Origin of the sequence: Streptomyces adelaidensis (assembly GCF_016598475.1) — a bacterium.
Taxonomy (GTDB): domain Bacteria; phylum Actinomycetota; class Actinomycetes; order Streptomycetales; family Streptomycetaceae; genus Streptomyces; species Streptomyces adelaidensis.
Map to the genome: position 1 here is coordinate 160,132 of NZ_JAEMUX010000007.1, position 25,128 is coordinate 185,259.

The 25,128-nt window shown below is 70.7% G+C and carries 21 protein-coding genes and 2 pseudogenes; 5 read left to right on the forward strand and 18 right to left on the reverse strand.

All coding sequences use genetic code 11. The annotated features are described in order from the left end of the window. Nucleotides 1–11: 11 nt before the first annotated feature. The 9 genes from I8N67_RS44135 to I8N67_RS06235 all read right to left on the reverse strand — a co-directional run bounded on the left by I8N67_RS44135 (nucleotide 12) and on the right by I8N67_RS06235 (nucleotide 9,798). Nucleotides 12–1,067: a discoidin domain-containing protein gene (locus I8N67_RS44135; protein ID WP_307835164.1), complete on the reverse strand. Its 1,056-nt coding sequence runs from the start codon at nucleotides 1,065–1,067 to the stop codon at nucleotides 12–14. Then, the gene (locus tag I8N67_RS42330) at nucleotides 1,019–2,344 is read right to left on the reverse strand and encodes a hypothetical protein (protein ID WP_234045169.1); all 1,326 of its coding nucleotides are present in this window, start codon (nucleotides 2,342–2,344) and stop codon (nucleotides 1,019–1,021) included. Before I8N67_RS42330 ends, I8N67_RS44135 begins: the two co-directional genes overlap by 49 nt. Then, complete coding sequence (locus I8N67_RS06205) at nucleotides 2,341–3,528, reverse strand: hypothetical protein (protein ID WP_200301559.1); 1,188 nt, start codon at nucleotides 3,526–3,528, stop codon at nucleotides 2,341–2,343. Before I8N67_RS06205 ends, I8N67_RS42330 begins: the two co-directional genes overlap by 4 nt. After that, complete coding sequence (locus I8N67_RS06210; RefSeq protein ID WP_200301560.1) at nucleotides 3,525–5,006, reverse strand: alpha-L-fucosidase; 1,482 nt, start codon at nucleotides 5,004–5,006, stop codon at nucleotides 3,525–3,527. Before I8N67_RS06210 ends, I8N67_RS06205 begins: the two co-directional genes overlap by 4 nt. Continuing rightward, the gene (locus I8N67_RS06215; protein WP_200301561.1) at nucleotides 5,003–5,182 is read right to left on the reverse strand and encodes a DUF6903 family protein; all 180 of its coding nucleotides are present in this window, start codon (nucleotides 5,180–5,182) and stop codon (nucleotides 5,003–5,005) included. The genes I8N67_RS06210 and I8N67_RS06215 overlap by 4 nt, the downstream gene beginning before the upstream one ends. A 19-nt stretch (nucleotides 5,183–5,201) precedes the next feature. Next, nucleotides 5,202–6,080 (reverse strand): carbohydrate ABC transporter permease, encoded by an 879-nt coding sequence (locus I8N67_RS06220; RefSeq protein WP_200301562.1) that lies wholly within the window; start codon nucleotides 6,078–6,080, stop codon nucleotides 5,202–5,204. Between the two features lie 11 nt (nucleotides 6,081–6,091). Then, a complete protein-coding gene (locus tag I8N67_RS06225) occupies nucleotides 6,092–7,114 on the reverse strand; it encodes a carbohydrate ABC transporter permease (RefSeq protein ID WP_200301563.1) in 1,023 nt (340 codons plus the stop codon). Nucleotides 7,115–7,198: 84 nt separating this feature from the next. After that, nucleotides 7,199–8,521 carry a carbohydrate ABC transporter substrate-binding protein gene (locus I8N67_RS06230; RefSeq protein WP_200301564.1) on the reverse strand — a complete coding sequence of 441 codons (1,323 nt, stop codon included), beginning with the start codon at nucleotides 8,519–8,521 and terminating at the stop codon, nucleotides 7,199–7,201. A gap of 242 nt (nucleotides 8,522–8,763) precedes the next feature. Then, nucleotides 8,764–9,798, reverse strand: a complete 1,035-nt coding sequence (locus tag I8N67_RS06235) for a LacI family DNA-binding transcriptional regulator (RefSeq protein WP_200301588.1) — start codon at nucleotides 9,796–9,798, stop codon at nucleotides 8,764–8,766. 161 nt (nucleotides 9,799–9,959) lie between these two features. Here I8N67_RS06235 and I8N67_RS06240 point away from each other — a divergent pair, with 161 nt between their 5' ends. Then, nucleotides 9,960–11,804, forward strand: coding sequence for a glycoside hydrolase family 35 protein (locus I8N67_RS06240; protein WP_200301565.1), 1,845 nt, complete (start codon nucleotides 9,960–9,962; stop codon nucleotides 11,802–11,804). Nucleotides 11,805–12,415: 611 nt separating this feature from the next. Here the strand turns inward: I8N67_RS06240 and I8N67_RS44885 are convergent. The 5 genes from I8N67_RS44885 to I8N67_RS06265 are packed head-to-tail and all read right to left on the reverse strand — an operon-like array spanning nucleotide 12,416 to nucleotide 15,840. Then, on the reverse strand, nucleotides 12,416–13,621 hold the full coding sequence (locus I8N67_RS44885) for a cupin domain-containing protein (protein ID WP_200301566.1): 1,206 nt from the start codon (nucleotides 13,619–13,621) through the stop codon (nucleotides 12,416–12,418). Beyond that, nucleotides 13,570–14,259, reverse strand: a complete 690-nt coding sequence (locus I8N67_RS06250) for an NAD(P)/FAD-dependent oxidoreductase (protein WP_200301567.1) — start codon at nucleotides 14,257–14,259, stop codon at nucleotides 13,570–13,572. The genes I8N67_RS44885 and I8N67_RS06250 overlap by 52 nt, the downstream gene beginning before the upstream one ends. Beyond that, the gene (locus I8N67_RS06255; RefSeq protein WP_200301568.1) at nucleotides 14,256–14,615 is read right to left on the reverse strand and encodes a 2Fe-2S iron-sulfur cluster-binding protein; all 360 of its coding nucleotides are present in this window, start codon (nucleotides 14,613–14,615) and stop codon (nucleotides 14,256–14,258) included. The genes I8N67_RS06250 and I8N67_RS06255 overlap by 4 nt, the downstream gene beginning before the upstream one ends. Before the next feature lie 27 nt (nucleotides 14,616–14,642). Further along, a complete protein-coding gene (locus tag I8N67_RS06260; RefSeq protein WP_234045171.1) occupies nucleotides 14,643–14,984 on the reverse strand; it encodes a cytochrome P450 in 342 nt (113 codons plus the stop codon). Then, a complete protein-coding gene (locus I8N67_RS06265) occupies nucleotides 14,953–15,840 on the reverse strand; it encodes a cytochrome P450 family protein (protein ID WP_200301570.1) in 888 nt (295 codons plus the stop codon). Before I8N67_RS06265 ends, I8N67_RS06260 begins: the two co-directional genes overlap by 32 nt. Before the next feature lie 325 nt (nucleotides 15,841–16,165). Between I8N67_RS06265 and I8N67_RS06270 the strand changes: the two genes are divergently transcribed. After that, entirely contained in the window at nucleotides 16,166–17,458 is a 1,293-nt protein-coding gene (locus I8N67_RS06270) for a zinc-binding dehydrogenase (RefSeq protein ID WP_200301571.1), read from the forward strand. On the opposite strand, the gene I8N67_RS06275 is transcribed toward I8N67_RS06270, so the two are convergent. Beyond that, complete coding sequence (locus I8N67_RS06275; protein WP_200301572.1) at nucleotides 17,403–17,816, reverse strand: hypothetical protein; 414 nt, start codon at nucleotides 17,814–17,816, stop codon at nucleotides 17,403–17,405. The genes I8N67_RS06270 and I8N67_RS06275 overlap by 56 nt on opposite strands. 369 nt (nucleotides 17,817–18,185) lie before the next feature. Between I8N67_RS06275 and I8N67_RS06280 the strand changes: the two genes are divergently transcribed. Continuing rightward, nucleotides 18,186–19,199, forward strand: coding sequence for an ATP-binding protein (locus tag I8N67_RS06280; protein ID WP_200301573.1), 1,014 nt, complete (start codon nucleotides 18,186–18,188; stop codon nucleotides 19,197–19,199). After that, nucleotides 19,117–19,764, forward strand: a complete 648-nt coding sequence (locus I8N67_RS06285; RefSeq protein WP_200301574.1) for a hypothetical protein — start codon at nucleotides 19,117–19,119, stop codon at nucleotides 19,762–19,764. The genes I8N67_RS06280 and I8N67_RS06285 overlap by 83 nt, the downstream gene beginning before the upstream one ends. A 60-nt stretch (nucleotides 19,765–19,824) precedes the next feature. Here I8N67_RS06285 and I8N67_RS44545 read toward each other — a convergent pair. From I8N67_RS44545 to I8N67_RS06300, 3 genes and pseudogenes are all read right to left on the reverse strand, one after another. Next, nucleotides 19,825–20,708, reverse strand: a pseudogene (locus I8N67_RS44545) (SDR family NAD(P)-dependent oxidoreductase). 106 nt (nucleotides 20,709–20,814) lie between these two features. Further along, a pseudogene (locus I8N67_RS06295) lies at nucleotides 20,815–21,455 on the reverse strand (response regulator transcription factor). A gap of 26 nt (nucleotides 21,456–21,481) precedes the next feature. Further along, nucleotides 21,482–23,167, reverse strand: a complete 1,686-nt coding sequence (locus I8N67_RS06300) for a sensor histidine kinase (RefSeq protein WP_200301575.1) — start codon at nucleotides 23,165–23,167, stop codon at nucleotides 21,482–21,484. A 314-nt stretch (nucleotides 23,168–23,481) separates the two neighbouring features. On the opposite strand from I8N67_RS06300, the gene I8N67_RS06305 reads away from it, so the two are divergent. Beyond that, nucleotides 23,482–25,074, forward strand: a complete 1,593-nt coding sequence (locus I8N67_RS06305) for an AMP-binding protein (protein WP_200301576.1) — start codon at nucleotides 23,482–23,484, stop codon at nucleotides 25,072–25,074. Nucleotides 25,075–25,128: the final 54 nt, after the last annotated feature.

Below are 25,128 nucleotides of genomic sequence, written 5' to 3' on the forward strand. Positions count from 1 at the left end.
GTCGGCCGCCCCTAGCCGGCGCTGTCGTAGACCGAGATCTCGGTCAGTGTCGGCGTGTACTGCTCCGTCGCGATCTGCCCGGTGAGGGAGACGCGTAGCCGGGCGGTGGTGACGTCGCCGAAGCCGGTGACGGTGAGGTCGTGGCCGATGCCGGTGTCACGGCTCGCGAAGGTCACCCAGCGGCTGGTTCCGGCGTCCCACCGCTGGAGTTCGAAGGACCGCACCCGCGGGTTGGTGCCCGAGTCGGTGTACTCGTCCAGATAGACCTCGTCGAAGGTGGTGTCCGCGCCGAGGCCGATGTCGAGGGTGATGGGGTAGGCCGCCTCGTCGGCGGCGGCCCAGCGGCTCGTGAGGTCGCCGTCGGTCAGCTTCTCGGCGCCGAGGGTGCCGTTGGCCCCTGAGTGGGTCGAACTGGCGGTGACCGGTTTGCCGAGGGCGAGGTCGACCCGGTTGTCCACCTCCTCCTCGATGGGATCGTCGTCGACCGGGTCGGGGACCTTCGGGCCGATCCGCCGCTCGGCCATACCGATGTCCGGTGCTTCGCCGTAGTAGAGGTGCGTGCCGAGGAAGTCCTCGGTGCCCAGACGCGGGTTGTACCGGCCGGCGTCGATGAGCGGTGAGTCGTCGCGGAGCGCGAAGTGCGCCGCGGCCTCCCGGATCCGGTTCACGCCCACCCCGGTGACGTACTCCGCCGGGTCGCCGACAAATCGTGGATCGGCCCGCGGCCCGTCCGGGTCGGCCGGTTCCTGGTCGGAGTGGGTGCCACCGGCCTCGTAGTAGTCGTTGTTGGCGAACACGGCCTGCCGCAGGGCGCCGGTGCGGCGGTACCACGGCGTCGCAGTTGTCTTCGAGGTGTTGTAGAAGATGTTGTTGAGGAAGTAGACGCGACTCAGGAACGTCTCGTCGTGGACGTAGTCGAGATCCGCGCCGTCGTAGACGAAGGTGTTGTTCGTGAAATACGTCGGAGAGTAGTTCGTCGACAGCATGTTTTTCACGAGTACGCCGTTGTCGTTGACGCTCAGGTTGTAGCGGGCGATGGAGTTGGAACTGTTGCCCATATAGGCCATCCAGCCCGCCGCGTTGTCGTGCGAGTAGTTGAACTGGTAGGTGACGTCGAAGTTCGTGTATTCGAGGTCCCAGGGGGTGCCGTCGTACTCGTTGTCCGGACCGCCGTACACCTCGTTGACTGCATGACCGAATCGGCGCCGGCCCACAGGTACAGGGCGCAGGACACCGCGTCATAGCGCTTCAGATACCCGTTGACCTCGTTGTACTCGACCTTCATGTTCTTGGTGTCGGCGAGCTGGATCGCGCCCTGGCCGATGCTCTCGGCGTAGTTGTGACCGATGTACACGTCACGGCTGTACAGGTCGCGGGTGCGCACCCACAGCTGTTCCCAGCCCTCGTGCCACTTGCCGCTCTCGTCGTACTGGCCGGCGTCCGCACCGTCGGCCGCGAACCAGTTGAACGCGAACTGGACGGCGTGCAGTTCGACGTTCTCGAAGGTGTTGTTCTCGATCCGGACGTCCTTGAAGTAATAGCCGCCCGTGCCGTAGTCCTTGTAGCTGCGGCTGCCGAACACCTGGAAATCGACAGCCCCGTAGTGGATTCGCTGCCAGCTGCTCGGGCCGTCGAGATCGTGAACGAACACATCAGAGATACGGAAGTGGTCCATGATGCTGTCCGCGCCGTCCTTCAGGAGGTCGGCGTTGATCGAGACCATGATGCCGTCGCGGACGTACGACCCCGTGGTGATGTCGGTCGCGAAATCGTTGTCATTGGACAGTTCGACATTGTTGATGTCCCAGTACTGCTGGTTGCGCAGCACGATGGCACCGGTCAGGCCGACGGTCGCGGGATTCTTCGAACCGTCCGCCTTGAACGGGCTGGGCACCTCGCCGTTCGTCGCGATGTACGGCCGGCCCGCACCCGAATCGCCGTACGCCGAAATGGTGATCGGCCGGCCCGCGCTGCCCGACCCCTTCGGCCACAGCTGCTCGTCCTGCCACTGCTCGCCCGCCTTGAGCAGGACGCGGTCGCCCGGCGCGAACGTCGTCGCGCTCACCTTGGCCAGGCTGCGCCACGCGGTCGCCGCCGAAGTCCCGGCCGCGCTGTCGCGACCGAGCGTCGCGTCGACGAAGTAGTCCTTGCCGCCGGTCGTGTTCGGCGCGTTGCCCGGCCAGGAGGGCTTGATCTTGGTGGTGGGGTGGGCCGGCGCGTGGTGCGGGGCGGTGGTGGCGTGGGCGGCGGGCACGAGCGCTCCGACGAGCAGCGCGGCGAGCAGGGCGACGAAGCCCGCGTACAGCGTCCGTATGAGGGGTGGTCCGGTGTCGACAGGTCTCATCGCTGGATGTCCTTCGCGTTGATGGCGTCCACCGCCGCGGCGTCGACATCGATGTCGCTGTCGTCGACCCGGCGCTGGAGGTACTGGTCGAACTTCTCCTCGACGAGCGACTGCCGGATCCGCTGGGAGTACGTGGCGAACGCCTTGTCCTCGTCGACGCTCTTGCCGTCGAGCTCGTAGTAGGTGATCTGGCCGGTGCCCGTGACAGGGGCGGAGATCCCGCCCGGTCCGAGCTTGCCGAGCACCGCCATGAGGTCCTGGTCATGGGCGTTCAACCCGGTGCCGCCACCGCCGTCGTACGTGCCCCTCGTCAGCTCGGCACCGGGTTCCCCGGCGGTGACGTCCGCGAGGCGCTCGGCCGCGGCCACCCGCCGTCGCAGGCCGGCGGCGTAGTCGGCGGACGCGCCGGAGGGCACGGGCACGACGAGCTTCGCGTACCTGTACGTGGTCGCGTTGGCGCTCCAGGCGTCCCGGTCGGCGTCGAACGCCCGCCGGACGTCGGCGTCGGTGACCCGGAGAGGGCCGCCGGAGTCCGCGCCGAGCCTCTTCTTCAGGCTCGTGGTGAGCTCGGTGAGCCGGTGGGTGTAGTACTCGTCGGGGGAGAACTCGGTGACGCCGTAGACCGTCCGGCCCGCGGCGACGGCCTCGGCACGGGACTCGTTCTCGTCGGCCAGCTCGGCGAGGAAGTCCGCGTGGTCCACGGAGCCGACGAGGCCCTGCTCCTTCGCGAGGACGAGCGTGCTCTTGTCCCGCCGGATCTCGTCGAGCGCACGGGTTTCCAGCCGCTGGAGCGCCGTCTTGTCGCCGGCCTTCGCGTTCCAGTCGATCGTGCCCCGCAGGTCGTACTTGTTGCGCAGCTCGTTCCGCACGGTCGGCGCGAGCCGTCGCATGTGGAAGAGCAGTTCGTCACGGGTCACCGGGTGGCCGTCTAGGGAGGCGACGGCGTTCTCGTCGGTGCCGTGACTGCCGAGCGTCATCGCCGTGGTGACGACCAGTGCGATGAGGGCCACGCACGCGCCGGCGATCAGGACGAGGGCCCGGCGCGAGGGCCTGCGGGGCGGGCTCGTGCCCGGCGCGACGGACGTACTCGGCCGATGGGAAGCTCCCGGCCCGCGCGAGGTGCTCGCCGCGCGGGCGCTGCCCGGCTTGCGGGAGCCACTCGGCCGGGACGCGGTGCCTTTCACGAGACCACCTCAGCCACTTCGATCGCCCCACTGACCCCACTGGTCCTGTTGGCCCCACTCGCCCCGATCGCGGCCACCCAGGCCACGACAGGTGTGTCCCGGGCTCCGTTCACCTCGACCCGTACGGCGTCGATCCGGGTCGGCGGAAACGTCAGGATGCGCTGGTATCCCACCGAGTTCGCCTCGGCGAGCGTCGTCCACCGGCCGTCCCGGTGGCCCCGGACGACGACGTGCTCGATGCGCTGCCCCCGCGTGATGTCCTCACCCAGGACGACCGCCTCGACCGGGCGGGCCCGCGCCAACGTGAGCGTGACGGCGGGCAGCGGGTCCGTGTCGTCCGGCCGCCACGGGGTGCGGACGCCGCCGGGCCAGGCGGTCGCGACGTCGCCCGGCACACCGGACGAGACCGCCACCGTCGCCTCGATCCGCCGCGCCCGGAAGTCCTCGACGCGCCGCCCGAGCCCCTCGAGGACCGCCACGTCGGCCTCGTGCAGACGCCCGTCCCTGGCCGGCGGGACATTGAGCAGGAAGCAGGAGTTGCCGCCGACCGAGCGAAGGTAGACGGCGAACAGCTCGTCCACGGAGCGGACCGAGGTGTCCTCCGCCGGGTGATGGAACCAGCCGGGACGGATCGAGGTGTTGACCTCGGCCGGATACCAGACCGGGTCGGCCTCATGGCCGGCCAGCGCGGCGCGGCTGCCGAGGTCACGGTCGTCGCTGCGCACCAGCCGGGCGAAGGCGCCGTCGTCGGCCCGCTGCGAACGGTCCGCGGTCCGCTCCGCGTCCAGCAGCGCCCGAGGCACCACGCTCCACTCGTCGGGCCGGGTCTCCCCGGCCTCGTTGCCGCACCAGCGGACATCGGGCCCGCACACACTGATGACCGCCCCCGGCTGCGACTCCCGTACGGCCGCGTAGTACCGCTCCCAGTCGTAGACCTGGCGCCTGCCGTTCGGACCCTCGCCGTTCGCGCCGTCCAGCCAGACGGAGAACACCGGCCCGTACCGGGTGAGCAGTTCGGTGAGCTGGGCGACGTAGAAGTCGTCGTACGCGGTCCCGGAGCCGTACGACGCCTCGGTGCGGTCCCATGGGGAGAGGTAGATCCCGAACCGCAGGCCGTTCCGGCGGGCCGCGTCGGCGACCTCCGCGACCACGTCGCCCCGGCCGCCCCGCCACGGAGACGAGGCGACCGAGTGGTCCGTGACATCGCTCGGCCAGAGGCAGAAGCCGTCGTGGTGCTTGCAGGTGAGGATCACGCCCGTCATCCCGGCGCTCTTGAGCGTCGCGACCCACTGGTCGGCGTCGAGCCCGGTCGGGTCGAAGAGCGCGGGGTCGTCGTGCCCCTCGCCCCACTCCCGGTCCGTCATCGTGTTCATGCCGAAGTGGAGGAAGCCGTAGAACTCCATTCCCTGCCAGGCGAGTTGGCGCTCGCTCGGCCGGACGGTGGCCAGATCCCGGCCGAGGGCGGCGGGCGCGGTCACCGGAACCGCCGGTTGTAGGCGGCGAGCAGGGCCAGCAGGCCGGCCAGCCCGGCGAGCATCACCAGGAGGTGACCCCACCCGACCGTCGTGCGGGCCGTGACGACGAGCGCGACGCAGGCCGCCGCGACGAGCGTACGTGCGGCGGCCAGCACCGCCGTACGCGTCGATTCCTTCATGTCGGTGTTCCTTCCGAGGTCAGCCCTTCACTCCGCCGGAGGCGATGCCCTCGATGAGCCGGCGCTGGACGATCGCGTAGAGGATGAGGACGGGCACGATGACGATGACCATGCCGGCGTAGAGGCGCCCGTAGTCCGCCGCGGCCTTCTGCGCGGTGAACAGATTGAGCAGGCCGACCTGCAACGTCTTGTTGTCGCCCGGGAGCAGGGTGAGCGAGATGATGAAGTCGTTCCAGTAGGCGAGGAAGTTGAAGAGGATGACGGTGGTCACCGCCGGGCGCGCCATCGGAAGCATGATCCTCGTCATGATCCGGAAGCGGGACGCGCCGTCGAGGGCGGCGGCCTCCTCGTACTCGACCGGGATCGACCGGAAGTACGCGGTGAGCAGATAGATGGTGAACGGGATCGACGTCGCCGCGTAGACGAGCGACAGGACCGCCGGATTGTCGATGAAGAAGCCGCCGGGGAAGACGTCGATGAGTGAGCGGTCCCAGTCGACGAGCATGAGGAAGATCGGTACGACGATGTAGTTGACGTTGACGAAGAGACCGGCCAGGAGCGCGAGTTCCACGGCGCGGCGGCCCCGGAACTCGTACCGGGCGATGACGTACGCCGCCGGCACGGAGACCGCGAGGACGAACACCAGGCCGAGGACCGTGACGAACGCGGACGTCAGGAAGTACTGACCCATGCGGGCGGTGACGAACGCGTCGAGGTAGTTCTGGAGGTGCGGGCCCTCCGGCAGCGTCCACGGGCTGCCGAAGAACTCGCTCTTCCGCTTGACCGAGGCGAACAGCACCCAGGCGACCGGCACGGCGATGACGAGGGCGAGGGCCGCGACGAGGGTGTGGGTGAGCAGCCGGGCCGCGCGGAGCCGGGAGACGGGAGGCGTGGTCATGGTGTCCGTCCTCAGAACTGGAGAGGCTCGCGCCGTGTCGCCCGGCTCACCAGGAGCGACACCAGGAACGAGAACGCGAAGATGACGACACCGATGGCCATGCCGTAGCCGTACGACGAATTCGTGTACGCCTGCTTGTACATATAGCTCAGCAGGACCTCGGAGGAGCCGTCGGGCCCGCCGCCCGTCATCGCGCGGACGAGGACGAAGCTGAGATTGACGGCGCTCATGATGAAGAACGTCAGCGTGGTGCTCAGGCTCTGCCAGATGAGCGGCAGCGTGATGGCGAAGAACTGCCGGGCGGCGGAGGCGCCGTCGAGCGCGCTCGCCTCGTACAGCTCCTCCGGGACGCTCGACATGCTCGCCATGTAGAGGACCATGTAGTAGCCGAGGGACTGCCAGAGCATCGCGATCGCGACGGAGTACAGCACGACCTTCTGGTTACCGAGCCAGACCTGTTGCAGGCCGTCCAGCGACAGCAGCCGGAGCGCGCCGTTGAGCAGACCGTTCTCCTGGTCGTACACGGCGGAGAAGGTCGCCGCGATCACGACCACCGAGAGCACGTTCGGTATGTAGAGGACGAACCGGTACAGGTTCCGCCCGCGCAGCCGCTGCCGCGTCATGATCGCGGCGAGGAACAGGCCCATGCCCATCGTCACGACGGTCACCACGACCAGCAGCGCGACCGTGTTCTGGAAGGCGCGCACGAACTGGTCGTCGTCGAAAAGACGGCGGAAGTTGTCGAGCCCCACGAACCGCATGTCCGGGGAGAACCCGCTCCACGTGTACAGCGACATCCGGAACACGTTCACGGTCGGAACGGCCATGAACACCGCGAAGAGCACCAGCGCGGGCAGCAGACAGGCGAGCACGAAGCGGGTGTCGCCGCGTCGGCGCACCGGGACCCGCGCGACGCCGCGTCGCGAACTCGCGGCGGACGGCGCCTGTTTGGAGGCCTCGAAGACATCGGAGGCATCGGAGGAGGCGGAGGTGCGGTTCGTCGAACCGGGGGGTGGGGTGGAGAGGGTCGTCACCGTGCCTGTCCTTGGGTCGTACGAAGCGGTCCTGGGGACCGAAAGACGGGTCCTTCGGGATCGGGAGACGGATCGCAGGCCGGGTCAGCCGCCCGCCTGCCGCAGCTTCTCGCTGGCCTCGTTCAGCGCGGCCCGCCACCTGTCCTCGGTGGTGTCGCCGCTGATGATGCTGTTGGCGGTGTCGAAGAGTGTGGCCTTGATGTCGACGCCCTCGACGGGCGCGGTGCTCGCGAACCCGCCCACCAGCGCGGCGACCGACGGGTCCTCGTACACCTTGTAGAACTCGACGTTCTCGGCGGACAGACTGCCCGCGATGCCCTCGACCGGCTGGATCGCGTTCGACTTTGCGAAGATCTTCGCCGCCTCGTCGGAGTACAGATAGGCGATGAACTCCTTCGCCGCGTCCTTGTTCTGCGCCGCGGTGGGCACCCAGACCGACTCGACCGACGTCGTGATGTACCGCTTCCCGCCCGTGGTGACGGCAGGCAGCGGCGTCAGACCCCACTGGAAACCGTCCGCGCGCGGCGCCTCAGCCATCTCGCCGACGATCCAGGTGCCGTTCGGCATGAACAGCGCCTTGTCGTCGAGGACCAGCTGCTGGTTCTTGGTGAAGTCCTGCTCGTTGGCGTATCCGACGGTGGCCGGCGCGGCGTGGCCCAGCAGCTCGGTCGTGATGTCGAGCGCCTTCCGGGCGTTCGCCGTCTTCCAGACATCCTTCTTGTACGTCATCACGTCGGTGTAGAACCGCTCCCCGCCGACATCGGCGAGGAGCGCGAAGAAGTACGAGTCGAGGTACCCGGCGGTCGGGTAGGTGAACAGCGGTATGCCCTGCTTCTTCGCCGTGTCGCCGAGCGCGAACATCTCGTCCCAGGTACCCGGGACCTTCCAGCCCTTCTCCTCGAACAGGCCCTTGTTGTAGAAGAGCCCCGTCGGCGCGTAGTACATCGGCATCAGATACGTCTGGTCCGTGCCGTACGGGTTGGTGTTGAGGTTGCCGACGATGCCCTCGGTGAGCTTGTCCCCGACGGTCGTGTCCTCGCCGGGAATCCTCTCCTTGAGGACCGGGGTGAGGTCCTCCAGGGCCTTGTCCTTGACGAGGGTCTCGGTGAGGGCGGCCTTGCGGCCCTGGCCGAGCACCACGACGTCCGGGTAGCGCCCGGCCTTCATGTTCGGGGTGATCTCGTCCTCGATGCTCTTCGAGATCTGCAGCTGGACATCGATGTCGGGGTGCGAGGCCTCGTACGCCTTGATGACCTGTGTGTACATGTCCCGGCCGTAGCCGCCTTCGAGGGCGGCGACCTTGAGGGTCGTCCTGCCGGAGTCCGAGCCGCTCCCGCCGGCCGAGCAGCCGGCGAGCAGTCCGAGCACGGTGACCGCGGTGCCCGTGAGGACGAGCGATCTCCTCATACGGTGTCCTTCCCGTGGACGGTTGCCCACCTGACTGCGAGCGGCGGAGCAGGTCCGGGGCCGGCCCTGTCCGAGGCCACGCCGCCGGGACGCCGCGCCACCGCGCCCGAGATCTGGATCACATGGCGATCCGGTGTTGTTACGGTGGCATCGATAACATGACGGCGCAAGGGGCCCACGGGACGCAATTGAACGAGCGTCGGCCCTGACGTCCCTGAGGGGACGTGGGGTGGCGCCGGGTGTCAGTGCGTGCGCGGCGGTGCGGTGGAGGCGCGGACGGTCAGCGACGCGGCGACGGAGTCGCCCTGGGTACCTGCGGCGCCTTCGGTGTCCGCGTCCTCGCCCAGGAGCAAGGCGACGGCGGCCGCGCCGTAGTGGTAGAAGTCCTGTCGTACGGTCGTCAGCGGGGGAGCGGAGTAGGCGGCGAGTGCGATGTCGTCGACGCTCACGATGGACACGTCGTCGGGCACCGACCGGCCGCGCTCGTGCAGGGCGCGGATCACGCCGAAGGCCATCTCGTCGCTGGCCACGAAGACCGCCGTCACCTCCGGGATCATCGCGATGATCTGCCCCTGCCGGTAGCCCGAGTCGGGCGACCAGTCGCCCTCCAGGAGGGGCGGCGCCTCGATCCCGGCCGAGCTCAGGCACTCCTGCCAGCCCTGCCGCCGCCGGCGTGCCTCGATCCACTCGTCCGGCCCCGAGATGTGCCAGACCTGACGATGTCCCAGGTCGAGCAGGTGCTGGGTGGCGACCCGGCCCGCCTCCCGCTGGTCTATGCCGAGCACCCGCGCGCCCGCCGTCCGCGAGCCGTCGAGGGTGACCGTGGGGATGTCGCGGGTGATGTCCTCCATCTTCCGGGTCACGGAGATGAGCGGTACGGCGATGACGAAGCCGTCGACGCCCTGGTCGGCGAGCTTGGACAGGGACTGCTCCATCAGGCCGGTGTCGAGCGCGGCGATGGTCGCGATGCTCACCGCGTACCCCGCCGCACCGGCGGCCGCCTCGACACCAGCGGTCACCGCCGAGCGCGAGTAGTACCCGCCGGACGCCAGCAGCACGAGCCCGATGGTGTGGCTGCGTCCCGAGGACAGGGCCCGCGCGGCGCTGTTGAAGCGGTAGCCGAGCTGTTCCACCGCGGCGAGCACGCGCCGCCTGGTCTCGGGGTTGACGTTCGGTGAGCCGCGCAGCGCACGCGACACGGTCTGCGCCGACACCCCGGCGGTCCGGGCCACATCGGCCATGCTCGGCTGCCTGAGCCGCGCGGTGTCCTCGGTCATGGTGTTCCCCTCCCGCGGCCGACCCGCGATGTCGTCCACGGCGTTCATGTGGTCCACGGCGTTCATGTGGTCCATGCCGCCTACGCCGTTCATGCCGTCCACGTCGTCACCGGATTCTATCGGTCTTGTTACGTATGGCACCGATAACATAGGCTCGGGTCGTGACTGAGCCGTCCACGACACACATCTCTCCGGCCCACACCACAACCGACGCGGCGGTCACCCCCGCCACCAGCGCGCTCACCTGGGGCGGAGGCCGCCTGTACCGGCACGGCGCCCACCACCGCATCCTGTCGGGCGCGTTGCACTACTTCCGAGTCCACCCGGACCTCTGGCGGGACCGGATCCGCCGGCTGGCCGACCTCGGGCTCAACACCGTCGACACCTATGTGCCCTGGAATTTCCACCAGCCCCGCGCGGACGAGCCGCCACGCTTCGACGGCTGGCGGGATGTCGAGCGTTTCGTCCGCACGGCGGGGGAGGAGGGCCTCGATGTCATCGTCCGGCCCGGCCCGTACATCTGCGCGGAGTGGTCCAACGGCGGTCTGCCGAGCTGGCTCACCGGCCGCGACCTCGCCGTCCGCAGCTCCGACCCGGCGTTCACCTCCGCCGTCGGCCACTGGTTCGACGACCTGGTCCCGCGCCTCGCCGCGCTCCAGACGTCCGAGGGCGGGCCGATCGTCGCGGTGCAGGTGGAGAACGAGTTCGGCAGCTACGGCGACGACCACGCCTACCTCCGCTGGAACCGCCGTGCGCTGGCCGGCCGGGGCATCCGGGAACTGCTCTTCACCGCTGACGGCCCCACCGCACTCATGCTGGACGCAGGCACTCTGCCCGGCACCCTCACCGCCGTCACCCTGGGCTCCAAGCCGGACGCCGCCCGTGGGCTCCTCGCGGCCCGGCGCCCGGACGAACCGTTCCTGGTCGCCGAGTTCTGGAACGGCTGGTTCGACCACTGGGGCAAACGGCACCACGTGCGCGAGGTGGACAGCGCGGTCCGTACCCTCCGCGACATCGTCGCCGACGGCGGCAGCGTGAGCATCTACATGGCACACGGCGGCACCAACTTCGGCCTCTGGTCGGGCGCCAACGACCACGAGGGCCGCCTGCAACCCGTCGTGACCAGCTACGACTCCGACGCACCCATCGCCGAGGACGGCAGACTCACCGCCAAGTTCTTCGCCATGCGCGAGGCCCTCGGCGCACCGGGCCCCCTCCGCTCGACCGCACGGCTGCCGACCCTCCCGCCGGCCCACTTTCCCCTCGTCCACCGAGCCGACCTGCTCGCCGGCCTCCGCGCCGTACCGGCGGCCAGGACCACGACCGCTCCACGCCCCGCCTCATTCGAACAACTCGGGCTCGACGCGGGCATGGTCCTGCACGCCGCCCACCCACGCGTCCCGCCCGGCGACCACCGACTCGTCCTCACGGACGTACGCGACCGCGCACTCGTCTTCGCCGACGGCACCCTGCTCGGCATCGCCGATCCCGACTCCCCGGAACTCCCGCTGGACGGCACCGGCGCCCTCGTACGCCTGGAGATCCTGGTGGAGAGCCTCGGCCGGGTGAACTACGGCCCCGGCATCGGCCGGCACAAGGGTCTTCTCGGTCCTGTCCTCATCGACCGCCGCATGGTGCAGGGCTGGTCGAGCACCCCGCTCGCCCTCCAGGACTGGTCCACCACGGAACTGGCCACCGCGGTCGCCGCCGGTCCCACGACGACCCGTACCGGGTTCGCCGTCGCGAGTTTCCACGTCGACACGCCCGCGGACACCTTCCTCGCACTGCCGGGTTCGAGCCGCGGCCTCGTCTGGGTCAACGGCTTTCTGCTGGGCCGCCATTGGGAGATCGGCCCCCAACTCACCCTCTACTGCCCCGCACCGCTCCTGCGCCCCGGCGAGAACACCGTCACAGTCCTCGAACTGGTACGGCTCGGCGGGGCACTGGAGTTGCGCGATCGGCCCGAGCTGGGGCCGCCGGAGGAGTATGTCGAGGAATTCGACTGAGACGTGCGCGTGGAGGCCCTCCCCGCCGGAGTGAGGACGAGAGTGAGGGAGGGGCAGGGTGGAGGAAGCGAAGAAGGCGGTCTCCGTCGCCAAGAAGACCGCCCTGGCGGCGACCGTCATCGGCGGAATGGCCATCTGCCTGGCCATCGGCAGAAGATCACGCAGCTCAGCCCGTACCACGGCAGTGCCGGCCAGGGGAAAATGTCGGCTGGAGCATCTCCTGCATGGCTGCAGCCGCAGCCGCAACCGCAACCTCACCTCGATCGTCCGCCCTGACCTGCTCGCCTACTTGAGCGGGGGTCAGTTCTGCGCTGTGGGCCGGACAACGCTGGTGATCTATTCCGACGACCGAGAACCGACGGACCGAACTCGGATCACGCCCCCGTCAGCCGGCGAGCCGCCGCCCGAGAAGCCGGGGCCCCGCGGCCGGAGAAGACGACGCGGGTCATGAAGCCGACAGGTCGTACTCCCAGCCGAAGGTCCATCAGATCTCGTACTTGAAGCGCCGGAGCTGAGAGGGCGAATCCCGTGCGGAAGTATGGACGTGCGGAAGTATGGACGTGCGGAAGTATGGACGTGCGGAAGTATGGACGTGCGGCAGCCATGACCGGTCAGTTCGCGGCCGGGACCCCGATGAGCACGAAGGCCAGTGTGACCGGTCCGTCGCTGTGGTTGCGCCAGCCGTGGCGGGTGCCGTTCTGGACGACGATGTCGCCGGTTGACAGCTTGGTCAGCGCACCGTCGTCGAGTTCGAGGGTGACCTCGCCGGCGAGGACGATGCCGTAGTCGACCGTGGGCGTCGCGTGCATCCCGGGGTTCTCGATCTCCATGGACTCGGCGATACCGGGGGATTCGGCGAGCTGCTCCCGGCCGAAGACGACCGGGTCGAAGGACGGGTCGGCCATCGTGGCGTCCGGTGGCAGGGTCAGGACGAGGAAGCGGGTACCGCCGGGGGCAGGGACGAAGCCGGTCACCTCGGCGGTCGGATCGTCCCCGGCACGCGGGGCGGGCTCGCCCGGTTCCGTGGCCCAGGGGAGAGCGGAGGCGAAGCCCGGGAGCGTGGTGAACGCATGAGCGCGCGGTACGGGGCCGTCGCTGACGACGACCGATCTTCCCTGGGCGTCGTGGCCGGTGACGACTCTGCGCATGGCGGTCTCCTTGAGGGCGTAGGTCAATGGACGGTGGACGCGGGCGCGGCCGCGAAGGACTTGAGGTCGAACGCGGGGTCGGCGGCCTCCTCCGGTGCGGGGGAGCGGCCGAGTGCGAGGAGTCTGCGGGCCGTCATGTGGTCCGAGGCGCGGTTGACCGACTCGACCGCGATCAGGTCCCGCCCGCGATAGCAGAACACGGAGGACCGCCCGTCCGGGACCGCTCCCCGGAGTACGGCCGGCCAGGTCGTACCCGGCGGACAGCCCGGCGATCTGCGGTTTCAGCGGGCCTTGGTGGCTCCAGAACCAGGGCAGTGCCGTGTACGGGCGGGGCGTGCCGGTCAGCCGGGCGGCGAGGCAGCGGGCCTGGTCGGCCGCGTTCTGCACCGACTCCAACCGGATCCGCCGCCCGGTGCGGGCATCGGGGAACGCGGCGCAGTCGCCGATCGCGGAGACCGAGGGGTCGGCGGTCGACAGGTGGGCGTCGACGGTGACGCCGGTGCCGGTGCCGATGTCCAGGCCGGCCGTCGCCGCGAGTTCGGTGTTGGGCAGGACGCCCACGCCGTACACCACCAGGTCCGCCGGCACGGTGGTCCCCGCCGCCGTGCGTACGGCGGTCACCCGGCCGTCGCGGCCGACGATCTCGGAGATGCCGCCGCCCAGGACCATGGGAGTGCCCCACGCGCGGTGCCGCTCGGCGAAGAAGTCCGGGTGGGCGTGGACACCGCCCGTCCCATCGCCTGTCCTGCGATGTCGAAGACGACGGCTCGCCGCCCGAGGGCCCGGCAGGCCGCCGCCACTTCGAGACCGATGAACCCGGCCCCGACGATCACCACGTCCCGGGCCGCGCGCAGCCGGGTCCGGAGCCGCTCGGCGTCCTCGACCGTACGCAGGGGCAGTACGCCGTCGAGGTCCGCGCCGGGGAGCGGCAGCGGACGCGGACGGGTGCCCGTGGCGAGTACCAGATGGCCGTAGCCGACGGTGGAGCCGTCCTGGAGCGCCACCGTGCGCCGGGCGCGGTCGATCCGTACGGCGCGGTGTCCGGCCGGCAGGCGGATGTCCCGATCCGCGTAGAACCCCTCCGCGCGCAGGGTCACGCCCTGCCGGCTCAGGTCCCCGGTCAGGAACTCCTTGGACAGCGGCGGCCGTTGCCCGGGCAGCCCCGGCATCTCACCGATCAGGGTGACGGGACCGTCGTACCCCGCCTCCCGGAGGGAGTCCGCCAGCTGTACGGCCGCGAGTCCGGCTCCGATCACCACGACCGGGGCGGCGGTCGTCGAGCGGTGACCGTGGCCGTGGCCGTTCATGCCTGGGATTCCGGTATCCGTACGACGATGTCGGCGGCCCCGTCGGTCAGCGGAAGTTGGCAGCTGAGCCTGCTGTTGGGCTCGCGGGGGGCGGCCGTGCAGTCGAGGAGTTCGTCCTCCTCGTCGCTGACGGGCGGGAAGACGTCCGGGGCGTTCGGGGCGTCCTGGGCGTCCTCGCCGAGGCCGCCGTCGACGTCGACGTAGACGTGGCAGGTGGCGCACATCAGGTTGCCGCCGCACTCGGCGACGATGCCCCGTATCCCGGCGGCGACGGCGCCGCGCATGACAGTGGTGCCGGGCGTGAGGTCCAGGGCGGTCTCGGTGCCGTCGGGCTGGGCGTAGGTGACTTTCGGCATGCTCGGGCTGCTCCTTGTGCGTGGCGGTCAGGTGTTCCAGACGGCGGCGAGCCGGAGGGGTCCCCGGAAGACCCAGCCCTCGAAGGGGACGTGGTCCTCGGCGAGGCGCAGACCGGGCAGGGCGCCGAACAGGCCCGGCAGCGCGATCTGTGCGACGGCGGCGCGCGAGACCCAGGTGCCGAGGCCGAAGTGCGGGCCGCCGCCGAACGCGATGTGGCCGGTCTCGGCGCGATGGATGTCGAAGTGCTCGGGGTGGTCGAAGACGCGCTCGTCGTGGTTGCCGGAGGCGATGACGATGCCCAGCTTGTCGCCGGGCTCCAGGACGCGTCCGGCGAGTTCAATGCGGGCGGCCACCCGGCGCGGATACATGCCGATGGGGGAGACCCAGCGGACGGCCTCCTCGAACACCCGCTTCCACAGGGCGGGTTCCGCCTCGGCGTCGTGCCGCTGGTCGTCGTGGGTGAGCAGGGCGTAGGCGGCGGTGGCGATGGAATCGCGGGGTTCGTTTGAGGCCGCCGCCGAGGAAGACCCTGACGTTGGTCCGGATCTCGCCCTCGGTCAGCGGGTCGTCGGCGTGCAGCATGGCGGAGACGACCGACGGGTCGGGATCACGGCGCAGGGCGGGCAGGATCTCGTCCATCGCCGCGTCCAGCTCGGCCACCGCGCGGGCACAGCGCGCCCAGATCTCCGGGTCCTCCCCGTAGTTCCCGCCGGCGTCGATGATCGCCTGCGACCAGCGCAGCATGTCGTCGTCGCCGACCCCGCGCAGGCCCAGCAGGGCGGCGAGGTTACGGGCCGCGAGCGGTCCGGCGAAATCGGCGAAGAGGTCGCCCGAACCGCGCGCGGCGAGCCCGGAGAGGAGGTCGCGGGTGTTGCGCCGGAACACCGGCAGCCAGTGCTCCTTCACCACCCTGGGCCGCAGCGGCGGCTCGGCGGCGCGGCGCAGCCGCCGGTGGGCGTCACCGTCCTGACGCAGCAGGGCCTCGCCGATCGACCTCGTCATCAGGGAGGGGCTCTCCGAAGAAGGGTCTTCCGACGACAGGAAGATCTCGGGACTCCGCTCGACCCGCATGATGTCCGCGTGCCGGGTGACCAGGTGACGGCCCGCTTCCGGCACCCAGGCCACCGGGTCGTGCTCACGCAGATACCGGTACGCGGGATAGGGATCGTGCCGCAGCCGGCTCAGACCGATGTGCTCGGCAGGGGGACCGACGGTCGTCGCCATTGACGGTGTCCTTTCTGAACTGCCTTCGCCGCGATGCTCCGCACCGCATTTGTCACGCTGCCGACTGTGGCCGACGCGCAGAGCCCTGGTAAGCGGGCGGAATCGCGTTTTTCCTGAGGTGGTTCCTCAGAAATCCAGTGGTTCGACGGCGGTGCCGACCGCACGGGACGAGGGTGACCGTGTGACCGCTGCTTCCCCGGCCCGGACGGAAGGAGGCAGGAACGGAAGGAGGCAGGAGCCGCGATGAGATCTCCTTTGACCCCGCCTCCACATTGCCTCGTCAGCACAGTCGGTAGCCTTCCGGGTCCGCCGGACGGCGGCGGAGATGGGTTACGTCGGCAACCGCGCGGCCCGGATGACGCGCGGCGCCTCCAGCAGCGTCGTAGGTCTGGTGATCCCGGACATCCTCAACAGCTTCTACTCGACCGTCGCCCACGAACTCTCCCGGAACATGGAGAGCCGGGGCCACCAGCTGATGCTCTCCGAGACCGGTGACGACCGCTCGCGCGAGCTGCGCCAGTTGAAGGAGCTGTCGGCCGGCCGCGTCGCCGGAGTCATCATCGTCCCGAGCGCCCGCCCGCACCCCGACTCCGCGAAGCTGCTGAAGACGCTGCCGCACATCCAGCTGCTGCGCAGACACCCCTCCCTCGGCACCCAGTGGTTCGGCATCGACGACTTCCGGGCGCTGCACGAGGCCACCGCCCACCTCGTCGGGCTGGGACACACGAGGATCGGCTATGTCGGCGGCCCGCGAGAGCTGCCCACGGGCGCCGAACGACTGCGCGGCTTCCGCGCCGCGCCGACGGAGGCGGGACTCCCCGAGGAAGCCGGCGTCACCGCCCTGGGCGCGCCCTCCGCCGTCGACCACGGCCGCGTGGCCGTACGGCAGCTGCTCGAGCGGCTCTGCGACGCGGCGGTATCGGGCCCGAGCGGCACGGTGCTGATCAACGGCATCAGCGGCACCCTGGGCCTGGGCGTCGCCCTCTTCGCCCTCGCCCTGGGAGCGCGCAAGGTGCTCGGTACCGGCCGTGACCGCGATCTCCTGGCCAGGGTCCGGGCCATCGCCCCCGGGCGGATCGAGGTGCACGGCCTGGACGACGAGGTATCGGTGGGGGAGTGGACGAGATCACTGACCGGCGGCGCCGGCGCGGACCTGGTGATCGACGCGCTCGGCCCCGGAGCACCGCACGAGACCATGCTCGCCGCCGTCGACGCGCTGGCGCGCGGTGGACACCACGTCAACATCGGCGCCGTGGCCGGAGACGTCCCCGTCCACCTCCACAAGGTCATGGACAACGACATGCGGCTCAGCTCCGCCTGGTTCACCACGGCAGAAGGACAGGAGATGGCCGACCTCGCCGAGAGCGGCACGGTCGACCTGTCCGTGTTCGAGCACGAGGTCTTCAAGCTGAACGACATCAACACGGCCCTCGCCGTACTGAAGAACCGCAACGCCGGCTTCAGCAATTACGTCATCTGCCCCAGACCGGACTTGTTCCTGGCCGGCCCGGGTCTGTATTCCCCGCCGTGCGGCGGGGATCACCGGCAGTCCTCAGCCTCGCTCACGCCCGGATCCACCGCTCCAGTGCCTCGACCGTCTGGTCCGGCGCCGTGCTGAAGCACAGCCGGATGCCGGGTGCCGCCTCGGTGAGCACGTTGACCAACCGCTCGAACAGCAGGGTGTTCTCCGGCAGCATACGTATGCCACCGCCGATCATCGCCAAGCCGAACGCGTGGTCCTGGAGATGCTGTCGGACGGTGGTCTCGGCGCGGTCCGCAGAGGTGCCGATCAGACACGGGACCGCATCGAACCCCGCCTGGCGCAGCGCCGCGTGGCCGGCTTCGATCCGGGCGGTGAGCACCGTCTCATCGACACCGTCGGGCATCCGGCTGTAGTCGAGAGCGCTCGGGTGCAGCCCGATGGTCAGTACCTTCGTGTTCCACGGCAGGGGAGTTGAGGTTGTCGGCCGACCCATTGGCGGTGCCTCTCTGCTTGCGTCGCGTTGATCTCTCCGGTGTAGCACGGAGGCTGGGTGAAGAGTCCGCTGAACGTGAAATCTCCGGTGTTCTCTGTCGGCGTCCGACGGGTGTCCGACGTGTGTCCGACGTGTACGTCATTCGTCCCGAGTGCGGCCCACCGAGTCGTGAGCTCGCGACCGAGGTCTCGAACATTCCGGTGTGCGATGCCAAGGTGGCTTGCGCCATGGACGAGCAGAGAGCAGTGCGGGCGCCGGGGAATCTGCCGGTCACCGTCAGCAGCTTCGTGGGGCGGCGGCGGGAACTGGCCGAGGTCAGACGGCGGTTGGAGGCGTCACGTCTGCTGACCCTCACCGGGCCCGGGGGGAGTGGGCAAGACGAGGCTCGCGGTTCGGGCCGCCGAGCTTGCCCGGCGGGCCTTTCCGCACGGTGTCTGGTTCGCGGGCCTGGCCGCCGTCGAGGACAAGGGCAGGGTGGCGGACGCCGTCGCGGCGGCCCTGGGGGTGCGGCACCGGTCCCCTCGTACGGTGCTGGAGCAGCTGGCCGACCACCTCGTGGATCGCCAGGTCCTCCTCGTCCTGGACAACTGCGAGCACCTGGTGGTCACCTGCGCGAGCCTCGTCGACCAGCTGTTGCTCCACGCCCCGGGCCTGCGCGTGCTCGCCACCAGTCGCCGGCCCCTGGGGGTCTCGGGCGAACGCGTCCTCTCGGTGGATCCGTTGCCCATGCCCGCCGTGACTCCGTCCGCCGAGGAGCCTGAGGGGCTTGGGCCCCCTGTGTCACCTGTCTCACCTGAGGCACTTGCGGGGCTGGAGGCCTACGAGTCCGTCGTACTGCTCGTCGACCGGGCGACCGCGGTCCGGCCGGGCTTCGCCGTGAGTGCGGAGAACCGGGGCGCGGTGGCGCGGTTGTGCGCCCGGCTGGATGGGCTTCCGCTCGCGATCGAGCCGGCCGCCACCCGGCTGCGGTCCCTGTCCGTGGAGCAGGTCGCCGACCGGCTCGACGACCGCTTCCGGCTGCTCACCCCGGGAGGCTCGGCGGCTGTTTCGCGGCAGCAGACGCAGCAGACGCTGCGGGCGCTGATGGAGTGGAGCTACGACCTGTGCTCGGAGCAGGAGAGACTGCTGTGGGCCGGGCTCTCGGTCTTCCCCGCGGAGTTCGACCTGGCGGCGGTCGAGGGAATCTGCGGGGGACCGGGCACCGGCATCGAAACGGCGGACGTCGTCGACCTGCTCGACGGGCTGGTCGCGAAAGTCGGTGGTCGCGGCGCGCCCGGAACTGCCGCAGGCCCGCTTCCGCATGCTGGAGACCATCCGGCACTACGGCCGCGACCTCCTCGCCGGCAGTGGCCTGAGACACGACCGCAGCCGCGCCCACCGTGACCACTCTCTGCGCCTGGCCGTCGACGCCTGCGAGACGTGGTGCGGACCCGGCCAGGCCGAGAACCTCGCCCGTCTGCACACGGAGCGGGACAACCTCGCGGCGGCGCTCGACTGGTCGCTCTCCGAGCCCGGCGAGTCCCGATCGGCCCTGGTCCTCGCGACGGCGTTGCGCCACCACTGGACGGCGGGCGAGCAGCTCGCGCCCGGCCGCCGAAGGCTCGACCAGGCGCTGCGGGCGGCGCCCGACCCCACGCCGGAACGGGGGCACGCCCTCTGGGTCGCCGCCTGGATCGCGCTGCCGCAGGGCGACGGTGGGACGGCCGCCGGGCGGTTGCGGGAGTGCGCCGCGATCGCCGAGCGGCACGACGACGACCGCCTGCGCGGATACGTACAGCTGCTGTCGGGCACGACGGCGCTCTTCGCCGGTGACGCGGACCGGGCCACGCGGCACTTCGCGGCGGCCGTCGACCGGATGCGGGTGCGGGAGGAGATCACGGGCGAGCCTGTCGGCGCCCTCAACAACATCACCCGAGACATCGCCAGCCTGCCCGTACGGGTCAGCTGAAGCCCGGCTTCCCGGCCCTCCCGGCTTCCCGGCTTCCCGGGGGCCTACGGGCCTGGGGGGTCAGATGTCGCCGATGGCCGAGCGATCGAGCGGCGTGGGCCGGAACTCCTGCAACAGGTCCGCGTACGGTCCGGCGAACAGTTCGCCCACCGCCTCGGCGGTCCAGCCGCCCGCCCTGAGGTGCTCCTCGGTCTCGCCGGGATGCGTCCACAGGGCGATCCGGTCACCGCCGACGGCGATGGCCTGTCCGGTGACCCCGGCCGACTCCTTCGACGCCAGGAACACGATCAAGGGGGCGACGTCGTCCGGGGTGCCCAGGCCCTGACACCTGGCCCCTTCGGGAATCGGGTCGCCCGCGTCCGCCCTCGCCACCAGGTCCCCGATGCGGGGCATGGCGGCGACCATACGGGTCAGCGCGGTCGGCACGACGGCGTTGACGGTGACGTCGAGCCGGCGAGTTCGACGGCCCAGGTACGTGTCATGGCGACGATCGCCCCCTTGGCGGCCGAGTACGCGGTCCGGCCGAAGCCGGCGCGCTGTCCCGCGGGCGAGCCGACCAGGATGAGCCGGCCGCCCTCGCCCTGCTCCCGGAAGCGGGCCACCGCGGCGCGGACACAGGTGAACGTACCGCGCAGATGGCTGGTGACCGCGAGGTCGAAGTCGTCGTCGGTGGTGTTGCGCAGCGTCTTGTCCCGCAGCGCACCGGCGTTGGTGATCATCACATCGGGCCGGCCGAACTCCTCGACCGCCCGCCCCACCAGCGCGTCAGCGACCTCGGACCCGCCGACCGCGTCGGCCTGGGCGACGGCGGCCCCGCCCGCCGCCGTGATCGCCTCGGCGGTCTCCGTGGCCACGTCGGCGTCGAGGTCGTTCACCACGACGGCGGCACCGGTCGCGGCGAGCGCGCGGGCGTAGGCCCGTCCCAGGCCGCGTCCGGCGCCGATGACGGCACCCCGGCCGGACCTGTGTCCCGGCCGGACCGGGACATCCGTCGCGGCGGACGCGGACGCCGTGGGGGGCGTCGAGGCGGCACGCGACGCGAGGCGAGGATCAGCCCTGCGGCGGCACCAGCCCCTGTCTGACCGCGAACAGAGCGGCCTGCGTCCGTGACGTGAGCCGGAGTTTGCGCAGCAGGTTGCTCACGTGGGTGCGGGCGGTGCGCTCGCTGATCACCAGTTCGTCGGCGATCTGCTGGTTGGAACGGCCCTGGGCGACGAGGACGAGGACATCGCGCTCGCGGCCGGTGAGGGCACCGAGCCCGGCGGGCGGCGAGACGAGTTCCTGAGTGAGTCCCCTGGCGACGACCGGGTCGAGGAAGACCTCACCCCGGGCGGCGGCGCGGATCGCGGCGACGACCTCGCCCGCTTCGGCGTCCTTGAGGAGATAGCCGGCCGCACCGTGCGCGAGGGCGGCGTGGACGCGTTCCATCTCGCCGAAGCTGGTGAGCACCACGACGCGGACCCCGGGGAAGCGGTTCGTGATCCGCTCGATCGCCGTGGCGCCGTCCATCCTCGGCATGAGGAGGTCCATCAGCACCACGTCCGGCAGTTCCCGGTGGGCCGACATCGCGTCCAGCCTGGCGAGCGCCTCCTGCCCGTCGCGGCCTCCGCCGCGACCTCCATGTCGTCCAGCACTTCGAGGTAGGCGCGGATGCCGCGGCGCACCACCGCGTGGTCGTCCACGATGAGCACCCGGGTCGGCCGGCCCTCGTCGCAGTTCAGAGCCGTACCGCCAACGGCGGGTTCGGCAGGCCGTCCGGGGCGTCGGTGGCCGGTCCCGGGACGTGCACGGGAAGCGGTACGACCACCCGCACCGTCGTGCCCCGATTCCGCTCCGTCGCGCCGTTCTTCCGTACGGTCGCGCCGTTCTGCCGTACGGTCGTGCCGCTCCTCGCGCGCCAGCCGACCCTCATGGTGCCGCCCCATCTCTCCGCCCTCTCCCGCATGGTCGTCAGTCCGTAGCCGTGCTCCCAGGACGCGTCGCCGGCGGCAGATCCGGCCGCGGTCCCGGCGCCCGCGGCGCCCGACTCCGGCAGCCCCCGGCCGTCGTCGGAGACGGTCGCCGTCAGCGTGTGGTCACGTACCCCGAGGCGGATGGTGACGCCGGTGGCCTCCGCGTGCTTGACCACGTTGTGAATGGCTTCGACGACGATCCGGTACACGTCCTCGGCGAGTTCCGGTTCGAGGTCCGCCAGTTCCGCACCGCACAGCAGCCGGAAGCGCAGGCCCGTACGGTTCTCGGTACTCCTGACCAGCGCGCTCAACGCCTCGTCCAGTCCGAGCCTGGGCGAGGAGGCCGGACGGAGCTCGTGCACCATCGCCCTGAGGTCGGCGAGTACGGTCTTCGACAACGCCCCGACCTCGTCCGAGAACCGGCGCACGCTGTCGGCCGGCACCGGTTCGCCGCGCGTGCCCAGCACTCCGACGGCGTTGGCCTGCATACCGATCGAGAACACCTGCTGGACGATCGAGTCGTGCAGATCGCGGGCGAGACGCTGCCGCTCGTCCCGGCGGGCCCCCTCGCGCTCGCGCTGCAGCAACGTCGCGTAGTCGGCGGCGAGGGCGGCCTGCTCGGCCATGGCGGCGAGGAACTCCAGCGTACGGCCGCCGACCTCCTGCCCGGGCGCGAAGTACGCGTTCAGCACGCCACCGGCACGGCCACGCACCATCAGGGGCACGCTGACGAAGGAGTCCCAGGTCAGCTCGCCGAGATAGGCGTGCAGCGGCTCCCAGGCGGGATCCTCGCGGATCTGGTCCCAGCGGTGCGGGACGACCACCGGCCGGTGGTCCCGTACGGCGTCGAGCATGCACAGCCGCGCGCCCAGGGCCCGGCACTCCAGCAGCCGGTCCCAGAAGGCGTCCCACCGCCGCAGCCCGGCGGAGGCCATCAGCCGCAGTTCCCGCCCCGCCCCGTCCAGGACGAGGATCTGAACCCCGGCCAGGCCGTCGGTCTGCACGATCTGCCGGGCCACCGCGTTCAGCGCGGAGCCGAGTGAGCCCTCGGAGGTCGTCGCGATCGAGGTCCGGGCGATCGCCGCGATCCGGCGCTGCCGGTGCCGTTCCTCGGTCACATCGCGGAACGACACCACCGTCAACGGTGGATCGACCGGCAGAGCCCGGGCCCGATAGGCGAACTCCCGGCGGCCCCCCGAGACGGGCTCCCAAAGCGCGACCTGTTCGTCCGGCCGGTCCTCCAGCAGCCCCACCCGGGCCGCGGCGGCACCACCCTCCACCAGCGCGAACGGAGCCTCCGCGCCCAGCAGCACGGACTCGTCGCCGCCACCGCACAGCGCGACGCCTGCCGGGTTGAGCCGTACGAACCGGCCCGCGGCGTCCACCACGGCGAGGCCGTCCGGCGTGACGGCGGCGACAGCCTCCCAATCCACGAGCGGCGAACCGGACACGGCCGACCTCCTCCTCATCACCCTTGACGAGATCGCCGTCGACGAGATCGCCGTCGACGAGCGGCCAACTGCGCACGATCGTAGCCCGGCGGATTCGGCTCGGGACTACGTCATTCGACCTGTTCGTCCGCCGGTCGAAGCGCCGAGCGGGTTCAGTCATTGCTCGCGTTCCCGCCCCGTATCGCCCCTGCATAACGTGGAGGCGGCCGACGCGGATCCGTTACTCCCCCGTACCTCGGATCCGCGTGGCCACCCCCGCGGCGCACTCGCCCGTACGCTCCCCCCGAACCCCCGACGACGAGGAGTTCCGAGAAATGGATGTCTCGATCGGCACCATCTGGGAGGCGGTCTGCCGCGCGCTGCCCGACGCCGTCGCCGTCACCGAGCCCGAACGGGACACCACCTACCGGGAGTTCGACGAGCGCGCGGCCCGGCTGGCCGCCGCGCTGGAGGAGGCCGGGGTCCGCGCGGGCGACACCGTCGCCTGCTACCTCTACAACGGCGCCACCTACCTGGAGACGGTCTTCGCCGCCTTCAAGGTCGGCGCCGTACCGGTGAACGCCAACTACCGCTACACCGGCGAGGAACTCACCGAACTCCTCACCGACGCCGACGCGACCGCGCTCGTCTTCAGCGGCGCCCTGGCCGACCGGGTCACCCATGCCGCCGGCCACGTACACACCCTGAAGCTGCTCGTACGGGCGGGGGAGCCGCCCGCCCACGGCCCGGCCGGGCCGCCGGCGCCCGAACTGGAGGAACTGCTGGCGTCGTACGAGCCACGACCACCGCGCCGGCGGCCCGGCTCGGACCGGCTCTTCATGTACACCGGCGGGACCACCGGCAAGCCGAAAGGCGTCGTCTGGCAGCTGAGCGACCTCCTCCACTGCATTCCCATCCTCCGGCAGGCCGGTGTCACCGAGCTTCCCCGGTCCCTCGACGAGGCCGTGTCGACGGCGGTCGCCGCGCACCGCGAACGCAGGGCGCCCACGACCATGCCCGTCGTCCCGCTCATGCACGCCACCGGCCTCTTCAACACCATGGGCACCCTGCTGGTCGGCGGCCGGGCGGTCACCGCACGACAGGGGGGCCTGGATCCGGAGCACGTCTGGCGGACGCTCGCCGAACGCGGGGTCGACACCCTGCTCGTCGCGGGCAACGCCGTCTGCCGGCCGCTCGTCGACGAACTGCTGCGTGCCGAGCAGGCCGGGAAGCCGTACGACCTGCGCCCCCTCAAGGGCATCCTCAGCTCCGGCACCGCGCTCGACGACCGGCTCAAGCAGGCACTGCACGAGCGTGCCGATGTCACGGTCCTCGACGCCATCGCCTCCAGCGAAGGCGGCCTCTTCGCCCTCGCGGTCACCTCGTCGGTGGCGGACCTCCCCGCCCGCTTCCACCCCGTGCCCGCCGCGAAGGTGATCGGCGCCGACGACCGGTTCGTCGAACCCGGCAGCGACGAGATCGGGAACCTCGCCTACTGCGGCCCCATGCCGCTGGGCTACTACAAGGACACCGACAAGACGGCACGCACGTTCCGGACCGTCGCGGGAGTCCGGTACGCCATCCCCGGCGACCTCGCGCGGATCGAGGCCGACGGCGCGATCCGGTTCCTGGGACGCGGTTCCGGCGTGATCAACACCGGCGGCGAGAAGGTGCACGCCCAGGAAGTGGAGAACGCCCTGCTCACGCACCCCGCCGTGACCGACTGCGCCGTCGTCGGCGTGCCCGACGAGACCTGGGGCGAGCGCGTCGCGGCGGTCGTCGCGGTGCCCGACACCAGCACGGTGACCGGCGCGGAACTGCGCGACTGGGTCCGGCGCACCCTCGCCGGCTACAAGGTCCCGCGATCCGTCGTCCTGACGAACACCCTCCCTCGCACCCCGACCGGCAAGCTCGAAATCGCCTGGTGAGCGCCCGCTGGTACGCGTCCGTCCCCAGGGCTCGTAGGACCGTCTCCTCGCACC

What these genes read in the sequence shown, in the direction of transcription:
- I8N67_RS44135 (WP_307835164.1), bottom strand. Translation starts at nt 1,067, where the DNA reads ATGGCCTATATGGGCAACAGTTCCAACTCCATCGCCCGCTACAACCTG.
- I8N67_RS42330 (WP_234045169.1), bottom strand. Translation starts at nt 2,344, where the DNA reads ATGAGACCTGTCGACACCGGACCACCCCTCATACGGACGCTGTACGCG.
- I8N67_RS06215 (WP_200301561.1), bottom strand. Translation starts at nt 5,182, where the DNA reads ATGAAGGAATCGACGCGTACGGCGGTGCTGGCCGCCGCACGTACGCTC.
- I8N67_RS06220 (WP_200301562.1), bottom strand. Translation starts at nt 6,080, where the DNA reads ATGACCACGCCTCCCGTCTCCCGGCTCCGCGCGGCCCGGCTGCTCACC.
- I8N67_RS06230 (WP_200301564.1), bottom strand. Translation starts at nt 8,521, where the DNA reads ATGAGGAGATCGCTCGTCCTCACGGGCACCGCGGTCACCGTGCTCGGA.
- I8N67_RS06235 (WP_200301588.1), bottom strand. Translation starts at nt 9,798, where the DNA reads ATGACCGAGGACACCGCGCGGCTCAGGCAGCCGAGCATGGCCGATGTG.
- I8N67_RS44885 (WP_200301566.1), bottom strand. Translation starts at nt 13,621, where the DNA reads ATGGTCCTGGGCGGCGGCATCTCCGAGATCGTCGGCCGCGACGGCCGG.
- I8N67_RS06250 (WP_200301567.1), bottom strand. Translation starts at nt 14,259, where the DNA reads ATGAACGGCCACGGCCACGGTCACCGCTCGACGACCGCCGCCCCGGTC.
- I8N67_RS06255 (WP_200301568.1), bottom strand. Translation starts at nt 14,615, where the DNA reads ATGCCGAAAGTCACCTACGCCCAGCCCGACGGCACCGAGACCGCCCTG.
- I8N67_RS06260 (WP_234045171.1), bottom strand. Translation starts at nt 14,984, where the DNA reads ATGTATCCGCGCCGGGTGGCCGCCCGCATTGAACTCGCCGGACGCGTC.
- I8N67_RS06265 (WP_200301570.1), bottom strand. Translation starts at nt 15,840, where the DNA reads ATGGCGACGACCGTCGGTCCCCCTGCCGAGCACATCGGTCTGAGCCGG.
- I8N67_RS06270 (WP_200301571.1), top strand. Translation starts at nt 16,166, where the DNA reads ATGGGTTACGTCGGCAACCGCGCGGCCCGGATGACGCGCGGCGCCTCC.
- I8N67_RS06275 (WP_200301572.1), bottom strand. Translation starts at nt 17,816, where the DNA reads ATGGGTCGGCCGACAACCTCAACTCCCCTGCCGTGGAACACGAAGGTA.
- I8N67_RS06285 (WP_200301574.1), top strand. Translation starts at nt 19,117, where the DNA reads ATGCTGGAGACCATCCGGCACTACGGCCGCGACCTCCTCGCCGGCAGT.
- I8N67_RS06305 (WP_200301576.1), top strand. Translation starts at nt 23,482, where the DNA reads ATGGATGTCTCGATCGGCACCATCTGGGAGGCGGTCTGCCGCGCGCTG.